The sequence below is a fragment of the Pseudomonas sp. MSSRFD41 genome (genome assembly GCF_014230245.1).
GTDB lineage: Bacteria > Pseudomonadota > Gammaproteobacteria > Pseudomonadales > Pseudomonadaceae > Aquipseudomonas > Aquipseudomonas piscis.
Window position 1 is genome coordinate 156,887 of sequence record NZ_JACKZK010000001.1, and the last position, 20,104, is coordinate 176,990.

Below are 20,104 nucleotides of genomic sequence, written 5' to 3' on the forward strand. Positions count from 1 at the left end.
ACGGGTGCTGCGCACGGCTCGGCACGAGCCGCCAGGTCAGGTCCTACGGTCTGCGGACAAATCAGGCTTGCTGGACGAAGGTCAGGCGCAGGGCGAAGCCGATCAGCAGGCTGCCGAACAGCCATTGCTGCAGGCGTTGCGCCGAAGGGCTGCGTTGCATCCAGCGGCCCAGCCCGGCGCCGGCCAGGGCGTAGCAGCAGTCGAACAGCCCACCGACGCCCACCAGCAACACGCCCAGGGTGATGAATTGCGGCGCCACCGCCCCGGCCTGGGGGTCGACGAACTGCGGCAACAGCACCGAGCAGAACAGCAGGGCCTTGGGGTTCAGCAGGTTGGTCAGCACCCCGCGCTGGATCGCCTGGCGCCAGCGCAAGGGCGTGGCCGCCGCGCCGCTGCCGTCCAGCGCGGGCAGCAGGTTGCTCCTCAGGCACTGGATGCCGATCCACAGCAGGTAGGCCGCGCCGGCCAGGCGCACCACGTCGAAGGTCCAGGGCGCGGCCTTGAACAGCGCCGCCAACCCCAGGGCCGCCAGGGCCACATGGCAGCCCCGGGAGATGGCCAGGCCCAGGGCCGTGGCCAATGCCTGGGCCTTGCCCTGGCGGGCGCCGGTCTGCAACAGCAGGATCATGTCGGGCCCGGGCAGCAGGTAGACCACCGCCAGGGCCAGGAAAAACATCCACAGTTGCGCCACCTTGCACCCCCATTCGTTGTCGAGTCGGTGCCCACAGTTTAGGGCTGGAGGGCAGGGCAGGTGCTTGCGTAATCAGCCAGCAAATAAGCGGAAGTTGGCATAATCTTCCAGGATTCAGCCAAAGGACCAGCCGAATATGCCAAACATCAAACTCGACGCCTATGACCGCAAGATCCTCGCCGCCCTGCAGCGCGACGGTCGCCTGAGCAATGTGCAACTGGCGGAGGAGATCGGCCTGTCGCCATCGCCCTGCCTGCGCCGGGTGCGGATGCTGGAGGAGGCCGGGGTGATCCGCGGCTACCAGGCGGTCCTGGCCCGGGATGAAGTGGGGCTTGGGCTGACGGTGTTCGTCGGGGTCAAGGTCGAGCGGCACAACGATGCGGAAGCCGAAGCCTTCCGCCAGGCCGTGTTGCAGTTGCCGGAGGTGATCTCGGCATTCCTGGTATCCGGCGAGTCGGACTTCCTGCTGCAAGTGGTGGTGCCCGACCTGCGGGGTTACGACCGCTTTCTTACCGGCCATCTGCTGAAGATCCCGGGGGTCAGCGATATCCGCAGCAATTTCGCGATCCACACCGTGAAGACTCCAGGCCCCTTGCCGCTGGGCCACCTGCCGGGCTGACCTGGCTCGTGGCGAGGGTGCCTGCGCACGCTCGCCACAGTGCAAGCTGCTAGTGCCCGGTCAGGTCCACCAGTAGCGCACCAGGTGGAAGAAGATCGGCGCGGCGAAGCACACCGAGTCCAGGCGGTCGAGCATGCCACCGTGGCCTTCGATCATGTGCCCCCAGTCCTTGACCCCGCGATCGCGCTTGATCGCCGACATCACGATGCCGCCGGCAAAGCCCAGCAGGTTGATCAGCAAGGCGATGAGGAACGACTGCCAGATGCTGAACGGGGTGATCCACCACAGCGCGCCGCCGATCAGCGAGGCCAGCAGGATGCCGCCGACAAAACCCTCGACGGTCTTGGACGGCGACAGGTTGGGGGCGATCTTGCGCTTGCCGAAGAGTTTTCCACAGACGTACTGCAACACGTCCGAAAGCTGCACCACGATCACCAGGTAGGCGATCAGCAACAGGTTGCGGCCCTCGTAGCCGGCGATGTCCAGGGTCAGCAGGGCCGGGACGAAGGATACGCAGAACACCGCGATCATCAGGCCCCACTGGACCTTGGAGGCGCGCTCCAGGAAGTGCGTGCTGTCGCCGCCCAGGGAGGCGAGGATCGGCAGCAGCAGGAACACGTACACCGGGATGAAGATCGAGAACAGCCCGTACCAGTCCGAATAGATCAGCAGGTACTGCAGGGGCAGGGCCAGGTAGAACGCCGCCACCAGCGCCGGGTAATCGCTGCGCCGGGTCGGGGTCAGGGTCAGGAACTCGCGCAGGGCATAGAACGACACGGCATAGAACAGCAGGATCACCGCCGCCGTGCCGAGCCAGAAGGCGATGCCGATCACCAGCACCATCACCCACCAGGCGTTGATCCGCGCGTTGAGGTTGTCGATCACCGGGTTGGGGCTGCCCCGGGTACGCCACTTGAGGATCAATCCGATCAGCGAGGCCAGCACCAGGATGGCGCCAATGCCGCCGAACAACATCAGGGTCTGCTTATCCATTTCAGGCGTGCTCCGGAGCCAGGGCCAGCAGCGCGGCGCGGCTGCGTTCGAGAAAGTCTTCCTTGCTTTCGCCGTCTTCCACCGCCAGGGGCGCGCCAAAGCTGGTGGTGCACAGCAGCGGCAAGGGCAGGAAACGGCCCTTGGGCATGACCCGGTTGAGGTTGGCGATCCACACCGGGATCACCTCCACCTGTGGATAACGCTTGGCCAGGTGATACAGGCCGCTCTTGAACGGCAGCAGACCGTCTTCCAGGTTGCGTGTGCCCTCGGGAAAGATGATCAGCGAATCGCCCTGCTCCAGGGCATCGAGCATCGGCTGCAGGGGATTGTTATCCACAGCCTCCTTGCGCTCGCGGTCGATCAACACGCCGTTGAACACCCGGTTGATGATGTAGCGCCGCACGCCGCTTTTCTGCCAGTAGTCGGCGCCGGCCACGGGGCGGGTCAGGCGTCGCAGTGCCGGCGGCAGCGAGGCCCACAGCAGCACGAAATCGCCGTGGCTGCTGTGGTTGGCGAAGTAGATGCGTTGCACCGCCTGCGGCGCCGAGCCCAGCCACAGGCTGCGGGCGCCGGTGATGCTGCGGGCGGCGGAGGTGATGAGATTGGCAACCAGGGGTTCGAACATGGGCATTCCTTATCCGGCAAAGGCCAGCCAGGGGCTGATCAGGATCACGCTCAACAGCACCAGCACTTGGGTCGCCAGCAGCAGCGCCTGGCGCCGCAGCAGGCCCAGGGCACCCTGGCTGCGTTCGTGCCAGGGCCGTCCGCCGTGCTCGACGGGCTGCAGGCCGAGGCTGCTCAGGGCCTGGTCCAGGGCGCGGGTGCTGTGGTCGAGGGAAACAGCGGCGTCGGCCACCCGCTGGAACAGGTCGGCATCGAAGGCCACCCGCAGTGCCAGGTACTTTTCCACAACCCCCAGGGCCACCAGGGCGAGGCTCAGCAGCAGCCCGGCGAGGGTGACGCTGGCGAGCAGGTACTGGCCCAGGCCATACAGGCCGCCGAGCAGGGTCAGGCCTGTGGATAACTGGTCCAGGGCCTGGCCTCGGCGCAGCAGGCTGGCGACGCTGTACAACTGCATGTCAGTGGTGAGCGTGGGCATGGGCTGGGCTCCTGGCGTTGACCAGGCTTTCCAGGGCCTGGCGATGGGCGGCATGCAGGACGATTTGCGGCCGCGCCCGGCGCAGCTGGACCAGGGCGCTGTCTACCGTGGCCGCGCGTCCGCTGTGCAACAGCCAGGCGGCAATCGCCGTGGCGCTGCGCGAATAACCCAGGGCGCAGCACACCAGTAGCGGGCCGTACTGGCGCTGGCGTTCGATGGCTTGGGCCGCGGCCAGGCACTGGGCCGGGCTCGGCGCGCACAGGTCGAGCAGCGGCAGGTTCTGGTAGGCCGCCAGCGAGCGGCCGTCCAGGGACAGCTCGGCGCACAGGTCGAGCACCGCGGCGAACGGGCTGGCATCCAGTTCGGCCGGCGTCGGCAAGCGTCCCAGCCAGACGTTATCCACAACCGGGTCCGGCTGTGGATGGTTTCTTGTCCACAACCGCGAGTTGATCCACGCCGCTGCCAGGTAAGGCGCCAGCAGCCAGCGGGCGGCGGGGCCCAGGCGGCCATCGGCGCGTTTCTGGAAGCCGGCGGCATCCAGCAAGGCATAGTTCACCGCCACCAGCAGCAGCGCCACCGCCGGCCACAGCAGCCACAGGCCGATGCCGCCCCAGGCCCAGGCCGCCAGGGTGAATGCCGCCGCTCCCAGGGCATAGCGCAGGGCCAGTCGGCGGCGCTGCGGGTCATGGCTGAAGCGGGCGCTGGCCAGCGGGCTGGGACGATCCAGCGGCCACAACCAGACGCACAGCCAGCCGGCCAGGGCGCCTGTGGGTACATCGATGAAGTGGTGTTGATAAGTGGTCAGTACCGAAATCCCGATCAGCGCGAACCAGCCATGCACCAGCCAGCGCCAGGCCCCGTGGATATGCCGCGCATAGCAGACCCACAGCACCACCAGCAGGGCGATGTGCAGGGACGGCGCCTGGTTGAAGGGCTTGTCGAAACCTGCCAGCACCGCGAACAACCAGCCGAACAGCCCGTCCAGTTCCGGCCGGGGGAAGGTGAACCGCAGCGGCCAGAGCAGGAAGCAACTGACGGCGATCACCTGGGCGCTGAGCAGGCGCAGGGCGTGGCGCTTGAGTTCGTCGCGGCTGCGCGGCAGCAGCAATGACAGGCCGTAGAGCAGGTCGATGGACCAGTAGGGGACGATGGTCCAGGCCCAGAACGGCATGTGTCGTTCCCAGTCGAAGACCAGGCTGGCGACGTCGTCGCGCTGCGCAGTGACCCAGGTGGCGAAGCCATAGGTGCCGAAGAACAACGGTGCCAGCAACAGCAGCCAGAGCACCGCGGGTTTGAGCAATCCGGGTTCGCGCGCCGGCAGGGCGCCTGTGGCCATCATTGCACCCGCTGCGCCAGGGATACGCTGAAGATGCCCCATTCATCCACGCGCATCGTCACCTTGCGAAAGCCTGCGGCCTCCACCAGTTGGTCCATCTCTGCCTGGGTCCGGCGGCGCATGACCCAGGCCTGGCCCTCGCGGTGGCTGGTCAGGGCCCGGGCGATCAGCTCCAGCTGCGGGTGCCAGGGCTGGCCGGTGTACACCAGGTAGCCGCCAGGCTCCACGGCGCTGGCCAGCCCGGCCAGGGAGTCGCCCACCATCTGGTTGTCGGCGAACAGCTCGTACAGGCCGGAAACCACCGCCAGGGTCGGCTTGGGGTCCAGGGCGGCGAGATCGTCACGATCGAAGGCGTTGCCTTTGACGAAGCGGGCGATGTCGCCCAGGCCTTTTTCCTGGATCAGGGCGCTGCCGTCGCGCACATTGATGTCGCTGTAGTCGCGCAGCAGGATCGATTCCGGCAACGGCGCAACCCCCTGCAAGGCTTCGAGGATGTAGCGGCCATGGCCGGCGGCGATATCGACGATGCGCACCTCGCTGCCTTGCCCACGCAGCTGTTCCATGGCCAGGCGCAGCAGTTCTTCCACATGCAGCTTGCGCTGGCGAATGCCGCGCCAGCCGATGGAGTTCAGGTAGTTCTGGTCGATCAAGCGGCCCACTGGGGTATGTCCGGTCGGGCGGTTGCGATAGACATAGTCCAGGGTGCTGCCGGAGTCGAAGCCGGTGTCGAACCCCAGCTTGACCCCCGCCGATAACTGGCTGCCCAGGCGCATGCTGGCGCGGGTGGCCCGCCAGTACAGGTCGCGCAGCGAGTTGCGTGGCAGCGGCGCGGCCAGGGCCTCGGATTCGGCGCAGGTGGCGCCCAGGCGGTCGGCGTCCAGCAGGGCAGGGCGCTGCAAAGGAAGGGTGAAGTTGTGCAGGATGAAGCGGCGGATGCTGGCCATGGCCGGGGCGCGTTCCTTTTCGCCCAGGGTGTCGTGGAAGAAGCCGGGAAGGATGTGCTTTTCCTTGCGCAGGCTGCCCAGGCGCTCGAAGAACTGCTCCTGGGGCTTGCGATGCACCACGAAGTCGGACCCGGAGATCAGCAGCTGGGTCGGCACCTGGATCGCCTGGGCATCGGCCACCACCCGGTCTGCCGCCTCATATAGGCCCAGCAGGACATTGACCGAAATCGCCTTGGTGATCAGCGGATCGCTGTCATAGCTCTCGACTCGTTGCGGGTCGTGGCTCAAGAAGCGTGCCTTGACGTAGCTGTTGACGAAGAAGTTGCCGCGAAAGCGCCGCATCAGGGCCAGGCCGGGACGGGCGAACGGTACGTAGAGCTTGACCTTGAAGGCCGGGGAGGCCAGCACCAGGGAGCGGATCCGCGGCGCGTAGTCGTGGACCCAGGTGGCGGCAATCACCGCGCCGACGCTCTGGGCCACCACGGCGATGTTGTCCTCGGCGATCTGGTGGGCGCTGCCCAGGTGGTCGCAGAAGGTCTGCACGTCGCGCACGCTGGTGGCGAAGCTCGGGCTGTCGCCCCGGGCACCCGGCGACTGGCCGTGGCCGCGGGCATCCCAGGCGAAGAAATCGATGTGCGGCAGGTCCAGCTCGTCCACCAGGTGGGCGATGCGCCCGGAGTGCTCGTGGCCGCGGTGGAACAGCATCACCGCCTGGCGCGGCGCGCCAGGAGCCACTTCGGTGGCTGGCCAATGGCGGTAGAACAGTTCGACACCATCATGGGTCCGGAACGTCTGGTGTTGGGCTTCGCGCATAGCCATTTCCTTATGCAGAGGGAGCGTTGTGCTGAACTTCTTCGAGCCCCTGGCGGACCCGGTTGATCAGGGTGTAGACCAGCAAGGCGGCGACCAGCGCCAGGGCGGCGTTTATCCACAGGGCGCCGAGCCAGCCCAGGGCGATGCCGGTGGCCAGCACGCCGAGGACGAAGGCCCGGTCGCTCTTGCCCATGGGGCCGTCATAGCGTCGGGAGGCGCCGACCATTGGCCCCATTACCCCGGCGTACTCGCTGAACAACGCCAGCAGGGTCACCGCCAGCACCAGCGGCAGGCTGACTCCGGGCAGCAGGGCGAAGGGCAGGATCAGGGCGCTGTCGGCCACTACGTCGCAGAGTTCGTTGAGGTAGGCGCCCAGGCGCGACTGCTGGCCGAATTCCCGGGCCAGCATGCCGTCGATGGCGTTGAGCGCCATGCGCAGGATCATCCACACGGGGATCAGGGCGAAGAGCCAGGCGTGGTTGGCGAACACGGCCACCAGCGCGCCCACCAGCAGGGAAACCACCGCGGCCAGCACGGTGACCTGGTTGGCCGTGGTGCCGTTGGCATAGAGGCGTTGCACCAATGGCCGCAGCAGGTTCTGAAAGCGTGGCTTGAGCTGGTAGATCGAAAGCATGATGGGACGTTTCCTTGTCGCACGCGGGAAGCAGGGCTGGATTATTGCCGTAAATGCCGGGGGCCGACATCACAAGTTGTGGCATTTGAGCAAACAGCGATCTTTCGGTTCTACGACGCATGCATTGGATGAAAAGACATGGCGGGCGACAAAAATTTCACCAAAACCGTTATACAGTAACGAGTTGTATCCAAAAATTTCGGCGGTGGGTTTCTTTACAGCGCCGAAGCAGAGCGGCGGGGTGGTATGCAGGTCGATCTTGAGACGCAAAGGGTGGATGTGGCTGGCTTGCCACGCTTCCAGCGCGCGGCGTTCCACGCCGGGCGTCTGCAGCGCTGGGGCGGTGGCCTGCTGGGGTTGGCGGTGTTGGGGCTGGTGGCGGCGCTGTTCGTCGACTTGTTCGCCGCGCTGACCCTCTGGCCGGTGGTGCTGGTGAACCTGTCCTGTGCCTTGCTGGTGGTGGTGGCGGGCCTGCAGTCGGCGTGCTGGGTGAGCCGCTGGCGGGAGGAGGTGCTGGCGCCATCGACGCCGGTGGAGACGCCCGAGGCAACGCCGGCCGGGTTCTTCGCTGCCATCCTGGGCACCCGTGCCCGGCGCCTGTTGCAGCAGATCGGTGCCCCGACCCTGTGGCTCGCTGGCTGGTCGCTGCTGGCCCTGTCTTGCCTGGCGCAGGTCTTCAACCTGGCGCTGCCCGCCACGGCTTTGGGCCTGAGCGCCAGCGTCGTCGCCGTGCTGCTGTTGCTACTGGCCTTCGCCTTGCTGGTGCTGGAGCGCCAGCTGGCCCAGGAGCACCCGAGTGAATGGCCGGAGGCCGGAGCCGTGGCGCAACTGCTGCGGGTGGCCATCCTGTGCTTGCTGGTGGGCGCCTTGTGCTTGTTGTTCGGCAGCGACAGCGCCCTGTGGCCGGTGCGCCTGGCGGTATTGATGGGCCTGTTGCCGGCGTTGGTGGCCGGCGAGTTGCTGCTACGGGCGCTGTTGTCGTTGTTCAGTCCCCAGCGCGAGGCCCTTGAGCCACGGCTGTTGGCCCATAGCTTCGTCGCCGACTTGTTGCGTTGGCCACCGCAACCGCTGCTGAGCCTGCAAAACGAACTGCACAACAGGTTCGGCATCGATCTGCGCCAGGTCTGGGCCTTTGCCTACATGCGCCGGGCGTTCCTGCCGGTACTGGGGCTGATCCTGGCGGTAGGTTGGTTATTGACCGGGGTTCATGAGATTTCGCTGCAAAATCGCGGTATTTACGAGCGTTTTGGCCAGCCGGTAACGGTTTTCGGCCCCGGCCTGCACCTGGGTTTGCCCTGGCCCCTGGGGCGGGTGCTGACGGTGGAAAACGGCGTGGTCCATGAGTTGGCCACCAGCGTGGGCGAAACCCCGCAGCCGATCGAACCGGCGGCGGCGGAAGGGCCGGCACCGGCGATTGCCAATCGCTTGTGGGACGCCAGCCACGTGAATGACAAATCCCAGGTGATCGCCAGTGGCAATGCCCGGCAGCAGAGCTTCCAGATCGTCAACATGGACGTGCGCTTCGTCTACCGCATCGGCCTGGATGATGCCGCGGCGCTGGCAGCGACCTACAACAGCAACGATGTGCCGTCGCTGATCCGCAGTACCGCCAGCCGGGTACTGGTGCACGATTTCGCCTCGCGCACCCTCGATGGCCTGCTGGGCGAAGACCGCACGCGCCTGGCCGAGGATATCGGCCACGCGGTGCAGGCCGATCTGTCCAGGCTCGACAGCGGCGTGGAGATTCTCGCCACCGTGGTCGAGGCCATTCACCCACCGGCTGGCGCAGCCAATGCCTACCACGGTGTACAGGCCGCGCAGATTGGCGCCCAGGCGCTGATTTCCCGGGAGCGCGGGGCCGCGGCTGAACAGACCAACCAGGCGCAATTGCAAGCCAGCGAAGTCAACGACAAGGCGCGGGCCACGGCGCGTGAGATCCAGGCCGAGGCCCAGACGGCTGACTTGCGGTTCGCCGCCGAGCAGAAGGCCTACGCCGGTGCGGGCCAGGCATTCATCCTGGAACAGTACTTCGGCCAACTGATCCAGGGCCTGGGCAAGGCCCAGTTGTTGATTCTCGATCACCGTCTGGGCGCCGACAGTGCGCCAACCCTCGACTTGCGTACCTTCACCTTGCCCGCCGACCCGCTGGCGCCGCGTAAAGCCGCCCAGCCAGGAGCCGCCCATTGAGCCAGTCTTCCCACACCCATTCCCACTCCGACCACGACCATGGGCACGGCCATCACCACCATCACGGGCATCACCACCATCACCATGGCGCGCCAGCGCAGGAAGGGCCCTTTCCCTGGCGGCGCATGGGCTGGGCGGCATTGCTGGTGGCGTTCGCCCTGGCGGCCGCGAGCCTGGTGCAGGTGCGTTCCGGCGAAGCCACGGTGATCACCCGTTTCGGCAACCCGGCCCGGGTCCTGCTGGAGCCGGGGCTGAACTGGCGCTGGCCGGCGCCCTTCGAAGCGGCGATCCCGGTGGACCTGCGCCTGCGGACCACCTCCAGCGGCTTGCAGGACGTGGGTACCCGTGATGGCCTGCGGATCATCGTCCAGGCCTATGTGGCCTGGCGGGTGCAGGGCGACCCGGACAATGTGCAGCGCTTCATGCGGGCGGTGCAGAACCAGCCGGACGAAGCGGCGCGGCAGATTCGCACCTTCGTTGGTTCGGCCCTGGAAACCACCGCCAGCAGCTTCGATCTGGCCGACCTGGTGAACACCGATGCCGGCAAGGTCCGCATTGGCGATTTCGAAAGCCGGCTGCGCCAGCAGATCGACCAGCAATTGCTGTCCACCTACGGCGTGCGAGTGGTGCAGGTGGGTATCGAGCGCTTGACCCTGCCGTCGGTGACCCTCACCGCCACGGTGGATCGCATGCGCGCCGAGCGCGAAACCATCGCCACCGAACGCACGGCCGTGGGCAAGCGTGAAGCGGCGCAGATCCGTTCCGCTGCCGAGCGCGACGCACGCATAGTGCAAGCCGACGCCACGGTGAAGGCGGCAGATATAGAGGCGCAATCCCGGGTCGAAGCGGCGCAGATCTACGGCCGTGCCTACGCCAGTTCTCCGCAGCTGTATAACCTGCTGCGTTCCCTGGACACCTTGGGCACGGTGGTCAATCCGAGCACTCGCCTGATCCTGCGTACCGATGCCGCGCCGTTCCGGGTGTTGGTGGACGGGCCGCCGAACCTGCCGAACAAAGCGTCTGGAACGCAGCCATGAACAGCGTTCCACGTGGAACAAATCAATTGGACAGTCCGTGGATCCAGGCGGGGCGCCTGGCATTCATCGGCCTGTATGTGGTGACAATCCTCGCCGCATTGGCTTGGGCCTTGTCCAACGTTCGCCAGATCGATCCGCAAGACCGCGCCCTGGTCATGCATTTCGGTGCCCTGGCCCGGGTGCAGAATGCCGGGCTGCTGCTGGCCTGGCCCCGGCCGTTCGAGCAGGTGGTGTTGTTGCCGGCCGCCGATCGGGTGCTGGAGCGGCGCATCGAGGGGCTGTTGCGCTCCCAAGCCGCAGTGGAAGGGGACCGGGTAGCGACCCTGGCCACGCCGTTGAACGACACCCTGGCCGGTTCGGGCTACCTGCTCACCGGCGATGCCGGCGTGGTGCAGTTGGACGTCCGGGTGTTTTACAAGGTCAGCGACCCCTATGCCTATGTCTTGCAAGGCGAACATGTGCTGCCGGCCCTGGACCGCCTGGCGACCCGCAGCGCCGTCAGCCTGGCTGCGGCCCGCGACCTGGACACCATCCTGGTGGCGCGTCCGGAGTTGCTCGGCAGCGATCACCAGGCCGCCGAACGCCGTGAGCGGCTGCGTGGCGATCTGCTCCAGGGCATCAACCAGCGCCTGGCCGAGCTGGCCGCCACTGGCCAGGGCATAGGTATCGAAGCGACCCGGGTCGACGTGCAGTCGAGCCTGCCCGAGCCTGCGGTCAACGCCTTCAATGCCGTGCTGACGGCCAGCCAGCAGGCCGACAAGGCTGTGGCCAATGCGCGTACCGAAGCGGAGAAACTCACCCAGAGCGCCAACCAGCAGGCCGATCGCAGCCTGCAAGTGGCTCATGCCCAGGCCAGCGAACGACTGGCCCTGGCCCGGGCGCAGACCGCCACGGTCCAAAGCCTGGCCCAGGAGCAACGCAATGGCAGCGACCCGCAGATGCTGCTGCGCATCTATCGTGAGCGCCTGCCACAGATTCTGCGCCAGGCGGGCTCGGTGACGACGGTCGACCCCAAAGACGATTCCCGCTTGATCATCCAGGGAGCTGAACGATGACCGCTTCTACCCATGCGGCGCCCGCCAGCATGTTGACCAGCGCTGAACAGCGCAGCGCCGCCCGCCAACTGACCCTGGCCATGCTCGCCCTCGGCTTGCTGGGCCTGGGCCTGGCCTGGCGCTGGCTGGCGCCCGAGCAAGTCGGTGTCAGCCAGTTGCTGCTGGGCGTCGCTTCCTTGCTGGTGGCCGTACCGGTGTTGCGTTCGGCCTGGTTCAGCCTGCGCTATCCGAGCCTGCACGGCATCACCGACCAACTGATCGCCCTGGCCATGCTCGGCGCCTGGGCCACGGGCGACCTGCTGACCGCCGCCTTGCTGCCGATCATCATGATCTTCGGCCATGTGCTGGAAGAGCGCAGCGTGATCGGTTCCCAAGAGGCTATCGATGCCCTGGGCCGCCTGACCCGCAGCCAGGCGCGGCAGGTACAGGCCAATGGCAGCGTGCAGGAAGTGGATAACGCCAGCCTCAGGACCGGCGACCTGGTGGAAGTGCGCGCCGGGGACCGGGTGCCTGCCGACGGCGTGGTGGTAGCGGGGCAGGCGAGCCTGGACACCGCGCCGATCACCGGCGAATCGGTGCCACTGGAAGCGAGTGTGGGCATGCAGGTATTCGGGGGCGCGATCAACCTCGATGGCCTGCTGCGCCTGGAAGTGACCCGCACCGGCGAGGAATCGACCCTGGGCAAGGTGATCGCCCTGATGCAGAACGCCGAACGCGCCAAGCCACCGATCACCCGGTTGCTGGAACGCTACGCCGGCAGCTACCTGGTGTTGGTGCTGCTGGCAGCGGTGACCTGGTTCATTACCAATGATGCCCAGGCCATGCTCGCCGTGCTGGTGGCGGCCTGCCCCTGTGCATTGGTGCTATCGGCGCCGGCCACCGCCATTGCCGGGATCGCCGTGGCGGCGCGGCACGGCATCCTGATTCGCAGCTCGGCGTTTCTCGAAGAGCTGGCGGACCTGACGTCCCTGGTGGTGGACAAGACCGGCACCCTGACCTTCGGCACCCTGCGCTTGCAGGCGGTGGACACCCCCCTGGAGGATCGTCGGGCACTGCTCAGCCTTGCCGCCAGCCTCGGCGCGGCCAGCAGTCACCCGGTCAGCCGGGCGCTGGCAGCACTGGTGCCGCCAGAGCAGCAGTGGACCCTTGGGGATATCCATGAGCGCCAGGGCCTGGGCGTGGTCGCGCGCACCGATGAAGGCCAGGCGGCCCTGGGCCGGCCCGAACTGTTCATCCAGCTGGCGATCGACACCAGCCCGGTGCCGGCCCATGACGGGCCAATCGCCGGGTTGGCGCTCAATGGTGAGTTCCTCGGTTGGCTGTTGTTGGCCGACAGCGTCAAGCCTGAAGCGGCCCAGGCCCTGCAAGAACTGCGGGAGTTGGGGTTGGGCCGCCAGTTGTTGCTCACCGGCGACCGGCAAAGCGTGGCGGACAGCCTGGCGCGGGAGGTGGGCATCAGCGATGTCGAGGCCCAGGCTCTGCCCCAGGGCAAGCTCGAGCGTGTGCTGGGAGAGATCGACAAGGGCTTCCGGCCCATGGTGGTCGGTGACGGTATCAACGATTCCCTGGCTCTCAAGGCTGGGGTCGTGGGGGTGGCCATGGGGGCGGGCGGTGCTGATATCGCCCTGGCCTCGGCCGACGTGGTGCTGATCGGCAGCGACTTGCGACGCCTGGGCACCTGCGTGCGCTTGAGCCGTGAATGCCGGCGTACCTTGCAGGCCAACGTGGTCATCGGCTTGGGCTGGACCCTGGCCATCGTCGCCTTCGCCGCATTCGGCTGGCTGGGAGCCGCGGGGGCGATGATCGCCGCCGTGCTGCACAACCTCAGCACCTTGCTGGTGCTGGGCAATGCCGGGCGCTTGCTGCGTTTCCAGGAGCCCCTGGCCAAGTCCTGACCAGGCGGCATTTATTTTTATCCCGGGTGTAACGCCGGGCGCCTTCCTTTCTCTAGTGACATGACGGGGCTGCCCAGGCCGCCCCGGCACCATCCTTGCGATCGACTACTAGAGGAAACCCAAGATGAACATGAAGAAAACCGCTGCCGGCGCCGCCCTGGCTTTCGCTGCCGCCGGCTTGTTCGCCGGCGTCGCCACCCAGGCGATAGCTGCCGATGCCCAGGTGCACTGCTACGGCGTCAACGGTTGCAAAGGCCAGAACGACTGCAAGACCAAGGACCATGCCTGCAAGGGCATGGGCGCCTGCAAGGGCCAGGGCTTCAAGGTCATGACCCAGGCGGCCTGTGACAAGGCCGGCGGCAAGGTCGGCGAGTAAACGGCGATCGAGTGCTGCCGCGGTGGGGACGCCCGCTGCGGCCACTCGGCGAGGAGTTGGCGATGTCCCATGTTTCTTCTTGCCTGGGTTATGGCTTGGGCCTGCGCAGTGCCTATTACCAGCAGATTCTCGATGAGCACCCTGCGGTGGACTGGTTCGAGGTGGTGTCCGAGAACTTCATGGTCCAGGGTGGCAAGGCCCTGTATTACCTGGATGCCATCGCCGAGCGCTACCCCATTGTGATGCACGGGGTGTCGTTGTCCATCGGCGGTCCCCACTCCCTGGACCACGATTACCTGGCGCAGCTCAAGACGCTGGCCGGGCGAGTGCGTCCGGCCTGGATTTCCGACCATCTGTGCTGGAGCCGGGGCAATGCCCATCACCTGCACGACCTGTTGCCGTTGCCCTATACCGAGGAAAGCCTGCACTACGTGGCCGGCCGGGTGCGTGAGGTGCAGGAGGTGCTGGAACGGCCGTTGGTGCTGGAGAACGTCTCCAGTTATGTGCGGGCCGCGAACGACGAATTCAGCGAGTGGCAATTCCTCTCGGCCTTGAGCCAGCTCAGTGGCTGCGAGCTGCTACTGGACGTGAACAATGTCTATGTCAGCTCGCGCAATCATGGTTTCGATCCCTGGCAGTTCATCAAGGGGCTGCCACCCAAGCGAATACGCCAACTGCACCTGGCCGGCCACCAGGACCATGGCGACTACGTGATCGATACCCACGACCAGCCAGTGTGCGACCCGGTCTGGGCGCTGTACCAGCGCACCCTCGAACACCTGGGGCCGGTGGCGACATTGTTGGAGCGTGACGATCAGTTGCCGCCGCTTGAGCAGTTGCTCGCCGAGCTGGGCAAGGCCCGGGAGCTGGGGCAGCAGGCCCTGGCCGGGAGGCAGCGATGCGCCTGAACGATTGGCAACAAGCATTCGAGCGCTATCTGCTGGGCGAGCAGCCAGTGGCCGAGCCAGGGTGGCAGCGCAGCCTGGTGGGCGGGCCGAGCCTGGATGTGGCCAGCGGCCTGGCGATCTACCACCACGCCTATCGAGCCCGACTGCAGGAGGTAATGGACAGCGACTTCCCCAGCATCCGCCACTGGCTCGGCGACCAGCAGTTCGGCGCCCTGGTCGCTGCCTACCTGGAGCGCTCGCCGTCCCGGCATTTCAGTCTGCGCTGGCTGGGGCAGGGGTTCGCCGACTTTCTCCAGGAGCATCTGCCGACCGAGCAGGGCCTGCCCCTGGCTGAGCTGGCGCGCCTGGAATGGGCCTTCACCCTGGCGTTCGATGCCCCCGAGGCGGCGGTGCTGGATGTAGCGGCCATGGCGGCCCTGGCGCCGGGGCAATGGCCCGGCTTGCAATTGCGCCTGGCGCCATGCGTGCAGTGGTTGGCGCTGCGCTACAACAGCCTGGCGCAGTGGCGGGCGGTCAAGGACAGGGTGGATTTCCCCCTGCCTGCTTTACTTGAACAGGAGCAGGTTTGCCTGGTGTGGCGTGCGCAGCGGATCTGCCGTTATCGCACCCTGGCAACTGACGAGGCCTGGGCATTGCGGGGCATGAGCACAGGGCAGTGGAGTTTCGCGGAACTCTGTGCCGAGCTGGCCGTCACTTATGAAGAGGGAGCCCCATTGCAGGCGGTGTCCTGGCTGAAACAGTGGGTCGAGGATGGCTTGGTGCAGCGCAGCTGATCATAGAAAACCGCTATCAGATCGATAGCCTGCTAATTTTCAGGGATGGTCTACCCTCATTCCAGACGTCTGAACAAGGGGGGATTTTCCATGCTCGCGCAACTTCCACCGGCCTTACAGAATCTGCAATTGCCTTTGCGGCTGCGACTTTGGGACGGCCATGAGTTCAACCTCGGGCCCGAGCCCAACGTCACCATCGTGGTCAAGGACCCACAGTTGGTCGCGCAACTCACCCACCCAAGCCTGGATGCGCTGGGGGGCGCGTTCGTCGAGGGCAAGCTGGAGCTGGAGGGCTCCATCAGCGAAGTCATCCGGGTCTGCGACGAACTGAGCCAGGCCCTGCTGGATGACGACGAAGGCGACCAGCCCGTGCGTTCGCTGCACGACAAGGCCACCGATGCCGCCGCCATTTCCTACCATTACGACCTGTCCAACGCCTTCTACCAGCTCTGGCTGGATAGCGACATGGCGTATTCCTGTGCCTACTTCGAGACCGGCAGCGAGACCCTGGAGCAAGCCCAGCAGGCCAAGTTCCGCCACCTGTGTCGCAAGCTGCGGCTGCAACCGGGCGACTACCTGCTGGACGTCGGCTGTGGCTGGGGCGGACTGGCCCGCTATGCCGCCCGCGAGTTTGGCGCCAAGGTCTTCGGCATCACCCTGAGCAAGGAGCAACTGGCCCTGGGCCGCGAGCGGGTCAAGGCCGAGGGCCTGGAAGACCTGGTGGAACTGCAATTGCTGGACTACCGCGACCTGCCCCAGGATGGCCGCTTCGACAAGGTGGTCAGCGTCGGCATGTTCGAGCACGTGGGCCACGCCAACCTGCCGGAATACTGCCGGACCCTGTTCGGCGCCGTGCGCGAAGGCGGCCTGGTGATGAACCACGGGATCACCGCCAAGCACACCGACGGCCGCCCCGTTGGCCGGGGAGCAGGGGACTTCATCGAGCGTTATGTCTTCCCCAACGGCGAGCTGCCGCACCTGTCGTTGATCTCTGCGCAGATCAGCGAGGCCGGGTTGGAAATCGTCGATGTGGAAAGCCTGCGCATGCACTATGCCCGCACCCTGGATCACTGGAGCGAGCGCCTGGAAGACAACCTGGAGGCCGCGGCCAAGCAAGTACCGGAGCAGGCGCTGCGGATCTGGCGGGTGTACCTGGCAGGTTGCGCCTACGCCTTCGCCAAGGGCTGGATCAACCTGCACCAGATCCTTGCGGTGAAAGCCCATGCCGATGGCAGCCATGAACTGCCATGGACCCGCGACGATCTCTACAACCCATAAGGGCCGTCTTCACAGGATCGGGGAAATCAGCCGCGCGACCCGCATGCCCAGTTGTTGCAGGCGGTGGGTCTGGCGGCTTTCTTCCTTGGCCACTTCTCGCGCCCTGGCGAAGTCGGCTTCCAGCATGTCCTGTACCTGGGTGGCGAAGCCTTCGTCCACGGTCAGCAGCATCACTTCGAAATTCAGCCGGAACGAACGGTTATCCAGGTTGGCGCTGCCGATGGCGCTGATCTCGTTGTCGATCAATACCACCTTCTGGTGCAGGAAGCCGGGCTGGTAGCGGAACACCCGCACGCCGGCGCGCACCGCCTCGAAGGCGTACAGGCTGGAAGCGGCATAGACGATGCGGTGATCCGGGCGTGCCGGCAGCAGGATGCGCACATCCACATCGCGCAATACCGCCAGGCGCAGGGCGGCGAACACCGCTTCATCGGGAATGAAATACGGACTGGTGATCCACACCCGTTCGGTGGCGGCGTGGATCGCCTCGACGAAGAACAGCGAGCAGGTTTCGTAGGCGTCGGCCGGGCCGCTGGCCAGCAACTGGCAGAGCACGCCGCCATCGGGGTAGGTGTCCGGCAGGATCAGCGGCGGCAGCTCGCGGGTGGCCCAGAACCAGTCTTCGGCGAACGACTCCTGCAGGCAGGCCACCACCGGGCCGCCGACCTGCACATGGGTATCGCGCCAGGGCGCCAGGGGCGGCTTCAGGCCCAGGTATTCATCGCCTACGTTATGCCCGCCGACGAAACCCAGCATGCCGTCCACCACCACGATCTTGCGATGGTTGCGGAAGTTGACCTGGAAGCGGTTGAGCCAGCCGCTGCGGGTGGCGAAGGCGTGCACCTGGACGCCAGCATCGCGCAGGGTCTGCACGTAGCTGGCCGGTAGCGAGTGACTGCCGATGCGGTCGAACAGCAGGTGGATTGTCACGCCCTCCCGGGCCTTCTCCAGCAGCAGGCGTTGCAGGCGCCGGCCCAGTTCGTCGTCGTGGATGATGAAGAACTGGATCAGCACCGCCTTGTGGGCGCGGCGGATGGCATTGAAGATCGCCTCGAAGGTGGCGTCGCCGTTGACCAGCAACCGCACCTGGTTATTGGCCAGGCAGGGCATGCGCCCCAGCTTGGGCATCGCCCGCAATGCGGCATAGGCCTTGGACGCGCGGGCGGCGAGGGCTTCTTCGACCCAGGGCCGCCAGTTCAGGTCGTTGATGGCCTTGTGCATTTCCACGTTGGCCTGGCGCCGGGCCTGGATGTAGGCATCGAAGGTGCTGCGGCCGAATACTAGGTAGGGAATCAGCGTCAGGTAGGGCATGAACAGCAGCGACAGGGCCCAGGCGATGGCGCCTTGGGCGGTGCGGACCGTGAGCACTGCATGGATTGCGGCGATCAGCCCGAGAAAATGCAGCAGTGCGATGAGATAACCGAAAGGGTGTGGGCCAAAATAATCCATGGGGCAGCCATGCTCCTGAAAATTCGATGCCGGTGTATCCGCTAACAGACCATGATCCAGGGCGAATGTCGCTATTTTCTTGCCCATGCAACGCCGGGCCCTGGCCGAAGTCTAACGGCCACTATTGTCTAGGAGTCATTCGATGAAACTTCGTTTACTGGGTTGGGCCTTGGCTGCGGGATTGGCGCTGCCGGTGGTGGCGCAGGCACAGGTGCTGCAGCCGGGCTTGTGGGAGCTGACCAGCAGCAATATGAAGATCGATGACCAGAACCTGCCGGACCTGTCGTTGATCCTCGGCCAGTTGCAGCAACAGATGACCCCGCAGCAGCGGGCCATGCTGGAAAAGCAGGGCGTGACCATGGGCGGCAAGGGCATTCGCGTTTGCCTGACCCCGGAGCAGGTGAAGTCCGACACCATCCCGCTGCAGGACCCGCAATCGGGTTGCCAGCAGCAAGTCACCGAGCGCAACGGCAACCAGTGGAAGTTTCGCTTCAGCTGTCCCAAGGCCCAGGGCAGTGGCGTGGCGAAGTTCATCAGCGACCGTGAATTCACCACCAACGTGATCGGTACCTTCAACGCCACCGGCATGCAGCAAAAAGGCAGCATGGATACCCGGGCAGTGTGGCTCGGCCAGGATTGCGGCACGGTCAAGCCGCGCGCTTCCTGAGCCGGGGCAGAGCGGCTAGCGGGTGAAGCGCAAGGGCAGGCCCTGGCAATCCTCGTTCAAGCGTCCCTGGTGCCAGGCCAACTGGCCTGAAACCAGGGTAGTACTCACGCTATGCCGCCAGCGCCGGCCACTGAAGGGCGACCAGCCGCAGCGGGCCAGGATCGGTTGCTCGTCCACCGCCTGGCCTGACGGTTCCGGGCGAACCAGCACCAGGTCGGCCCAGTAGCCTTCTCGCAGGTAGCCACGGTCGGGAATGGCGAACAGGTCGGCCACCCGGTGGCTGGTCTTCTCCACCAGGGTGGTCAGCGGCAGCACACCGTCGGCCACCAGTTCCAGCAACGCTGGCAGCGCGTGTTGCACCAGCGGCAGCCCGGCGGGGGCGCGGGTGTAGGGCAGTTGCTTCTGCGCCCAAGTGTGGGGCGCATGGTCGGTGCCGATGACATCCAGGCACTGGCTGTTCAGGGCCTGGCGCAGGGCGTCGCGGTCAGCCTGGGACTTGATCGCCGGGTTGCATTTGATCAGGTGCCCCAGGCGTGAGTAATCCCGGTCATCGAATAACAAGTGATGCACGCAGACTTCGGCGGTGATGCGCTTTTGTGCCAGGGGCCGGTCCTCGAACAGCGCCAGTTCCCGGGCGCTGGTCAGGTGCAGTACATGCAGGCGGGTGCCGTGGCGCCTGGCCAGGGCCACGGCCATGGATGAGGAGCGATAACAGGCATCGGCGTCGCGGATGCGGGGATGGGCGGCGGCGGGAATCTGTTCGCCATACAACTGCTGCCAGCGTTGCTGGCGGACCTGGATGCTCGGCGTGTGTTCACAGTGGGCCAGGAGAATGGTCGGCACCTGGCGGAACAACCGATCCAGGACCTGGGGGTCGTCCACCAGCATGTTGCCGGTGGAAGCGCCCATGAACACCTTGACCCCGGCTACGGTGGTGGGATCGAGGGCGGCGACGATGTCGAGGTTGTCGTTGCTGACCCCGAAGTGAAAACCGTAGTTGGCCACCGAGTGTTTGGCCGCGCGGCGTTGCTTGTCTTCCAGCGCCTCGAGGGTCAGGGTCGCGGGCGAGGTGTTGGGCATGTCCATGAAGCTGGTGATGCCGCCGGCCACCGCCGCCCGTGACTCGCTGTGCAAGCTGCCCTTGTCCGGCGCGCCGGGTTCGCGAAAGTGCACCTGGTCATCGATCATGCCCGGCAGCAGCCACTGGCCCTGGGCGTCGATCTCCAGCTCGGCGCTCAGGTGGTCGAGGCTGCCGATGGTTTCGATGCGACCGTTGTGCACCAGCAGGTCGGCCTCGAACTGTCGCCCCTCGTTCACCAGGCGGGCGTTGCGGATGAGGATTCGGCCCAT

General features: G+C 66.1%; 19 protein-coding genes. 10 read left to right on the forward strand and 9 right to left on the reverse strand.

The window, feature by feature from the left end; translation table 11 throughout:
- Positions 1–61: 61 nt before the first annotated feature.
- Positions 62–691, reverse strand: a complete 630-nt coding sequence (locus H7A76_RS00765; RefSeq protein ID WP_031320755.1) for a LysE family translocator — start codon at positions 689–691, stop codon at positions 62–64.
- 145 nt (positions 692–836) lie between these two features.
- Between H7A76_RS00765 and H7A76_RS00770 the strand changes: the two genes are divergently transcribed.
- Positions 837–1,310 carry an Lrp/AsnC family transcriptional regulator gene (locus H7A76_RS00770; RefSeq protein ID WP_031320754.1) on the forward strand — a complete coding sequence of 158 codons (474 nt, stop codon included), beginning with the start codon at positions 837–839 and terminating at the stop codon, positions 1,308–1,310.
- 60 nt (positions 1,311–1,370) lie between these two features.
- On the opposite strand, the gene H7A76_RS00775 is transcribed toward H7A76_RS00770, so the two are convergent.
- From H7A76_RS00775 to H7A76_RS00800, 6 genes are read right to left on the reverse strand one after another with little or no spacing between them, the layout of a single operon-like run.
- A complete protein-coding gene (locus H7A76_RS00775) occupies positions 1,371–2,303 on the reverse strand; it encodes a phosphatidate cytidylyltransferase (RefSeq protein ID WP_053137755.1) in 933 nt (310 codons plus the stop codon).
- 1 nt (position 2,304) lies between these two features.
- On the reverse strand, positions 2,305–2,928 hold the full coding sequence (locus H7A76_RS00780; protein ID WP_185696773.1) for a lysophospholipid acyltransferase family protein: 624 nt from the start codon (positions 2,926–2,928) through the stop codon (positions 2,305–2,307).
- A gap of 9 nt (positions 2,929–2,937) precedes the next feature.
- Positions 2,938–3,402 carry a hypothetical protein gene (locus tag H7A76_RS00785; RefSeq protein WP_260497885.1) on the reverse strand — a complete coding sequence of 155 codons (465 nt, stop codon included), beginning with the start codon at positions 3,400–3,402 and terminating at the stop codon, positions 2,938–2,940.
- Positions 3,383–4,738 carry a phosphatase PAP2/dual specificity phosphatase family protein gene (locus H7A76_RS00790; RefSeq protein WP_185696774.1) on the reverse strand — a complete coding sequence of 452 codons (1,356 nt, stop codon included), beginning with the start codon at positions 4,736–4,738 and terminating at the stop codon, positions 3,383–3,385. Before H7A76_RS00790 ends, H7A76_RS00785 begins: the two co-directional genes overlap by 20 nt.
- Positions 4,738–6,495, reverse strand: a complete 1,758-nt coding sequence (locus H7A76_RS00795) for a bifunctional alpha/beta hydrolase/class I SAM-dependent methyltransferase (protein WP_185696775.1) — start codon at positions 6,493–6,495, stop codon at positions 4,738–4,740. The genes H7A76_RS00790 and H7A76_RS00795 overlap by 1 nt, the downstream gene beginning before the upstream one ends.
- A 10-nt stretch (positions 6,496–6,505) precedes the next feature.
- Positions 6,506–7,129, reverse strand: coding sequence for a CDP-alcohol phosphatidyltransferase family protein (locus tag H7A76_RS00800; protein ID WP_185696776.1), 624 nt, complete (start codon positions 7,127–7,129; stop codon positions 6,506–6,508).
- 246 nt (positions 7,130–7,375) lie between these two features.
- Here H7A76_RS00800 and hflK (H7A76_RS00805) point away from each other — a divergent pair, with 246 nt between their 5' ends.
- From hflK (H7A76_RS00805) to cfaB, 8 genes are all read left to right on the forward strand, one after another.
- On the forward strand, positions 7,376–9,316 hold the full coding sequence (hflK, locus tag H7A76_RS00805) for a protease modulator HflK (RefSeq protein ID WP_185696777.1): 1,941 nt from the start codon (positions 7,376–7,378) through the stop codon (positions 9,314–9,316).
- Entirely contained in the window at positions 9,313–10,353 is a 1,041-nt protein-coding gene (gene hflC, locus H7A76_RS00810) for a protease modulator HflC (protein WP_185696778.1), read from the forward strand. Before hflK (H7A76_RS00805) ends, hflC begins: the two co-directional genes overlap by 4 nt.
- Entirely contained in the window at positions 10,350–11,408 is a 1,059-nt protein-coding gene (gene hflK, locus H7A76_RS00815; RefSeq protein WP_185696779.1) for a protease modulator HflK, read from the forward strand. The genes hflC and hflK (H7A76_RS00815) overlap by 4 nt, the downstream gene beginning before the upstream one ends.
- Positions 11,405–13,303 carry a heavy metal translocating P-type ATPase gene (locus H7A76_RS00820; protein WP_185696780.1) on the forward strand — a complete coding sequence of 633 codons (1,899 nt, stop codon included), beginning with the start codon at positions 11,405–11,407 and terminating at the stop codon, positions 13,301–13,303. The genes hflK (H7A76_RS00815) and H7A76_RS00820 overlap by 4 nt, the downstream gene beginning before the upstream one ends.
- 124 nt (positions 13,304–13,427) lie before the next feature.
- On the forward strand, positions 13,428–13,679 hold the full coding sequence (locus H7A76_RS00825) for a hypothetical protein (protein WP_185696781.1): 252 nt from the start codon (positions 13,428–13,430) through the stop codon (positions 13,677–13,679).
- Between the two features lie 62 nt (positions 13,680–13,741).
- Complete coding sequence (locus H7A76_RS00830) at positions 13,742–14,587, forward strand: DUF692 domain-containing protein (RefSeq protein ID WP_185696782.1); 846 nt, start codon at positions 13,742–13,744, stop codon at positions 14,585–14,587.
- The gene (locus tag H7A76_RS00835; RefSeq protein ID WP_185696783.1) at positions 14,578–15,360 is read left to right on the forward strand and encodes a putative DNA-binding domain-containing protein; all 783 of its coding nucleotides are present in this window, start codon (positions 14,578–14,580) and stop codon (positions 15,358–15,360) included. The genes H7A76_RS00830 and H7A76_RS00835 overlap by 10 nt, the downstream gene beginning before the upstream one ends.
- Positions 15,361–15,450: 90 nt before the next feature.
- Positions 15,451–16,638, forward strand: a complete 1,188-nt coding sequence (gene cfaB / locus H7A76_RS00840) for a C17 cyclopropane fatty acid synthase CfaB (protein ID WP_185696784.1) — start codon at positions 15,451–15,453, stop codon at positions 16,636–16,638.
- Between the two features lie 9 nt (positions 16,639–16,647).
- On the opposite strand, the gene cls is transcribed toward cfaB, so the two are convergent.
- Positions 16,648–18,087, reverse strand: a complete 1,440-nt coding sequence (cls, locus tag H7A76_RS00845; protein ID WP_185696785.1) for a cardiolipin synthase — start codon at positions 18,085–18,087, stop codon at positions 16,648–16,650.
- A 142-nt stretch (positions 18,088–18,229) separates the two neighbouring features.
- On the opposite strand from cls, the gene H7A76_RS00850 reads away from it, so the two are divergent.
- Positions 18,230–18,754, forward strand: a complete 525-nt coding sequence (locus H7A76_RS00850) for a DUF3617 domain-containing protein (protein ID WP_022641960.1) — start codon at positions 18,230–18,232, stop codon at positions 18,752–18,754.
- Between the two features lie 15 nt (positions 18,755–18,769).
- On the opposite strand, the gene H7A76_RS00855 is transcribed toward H7A76_RS00850, so the two are convergent.
- Positions 18,770–20,104: a dihydroorotase gene (locus H7A76_RS00855; protein WP_185696786.1), complete on the reverse strand. Its 1,335-nt coding sequence runs from the start codon at positions 20,102–20,104 to the stop codon at positions 18,770–18,772.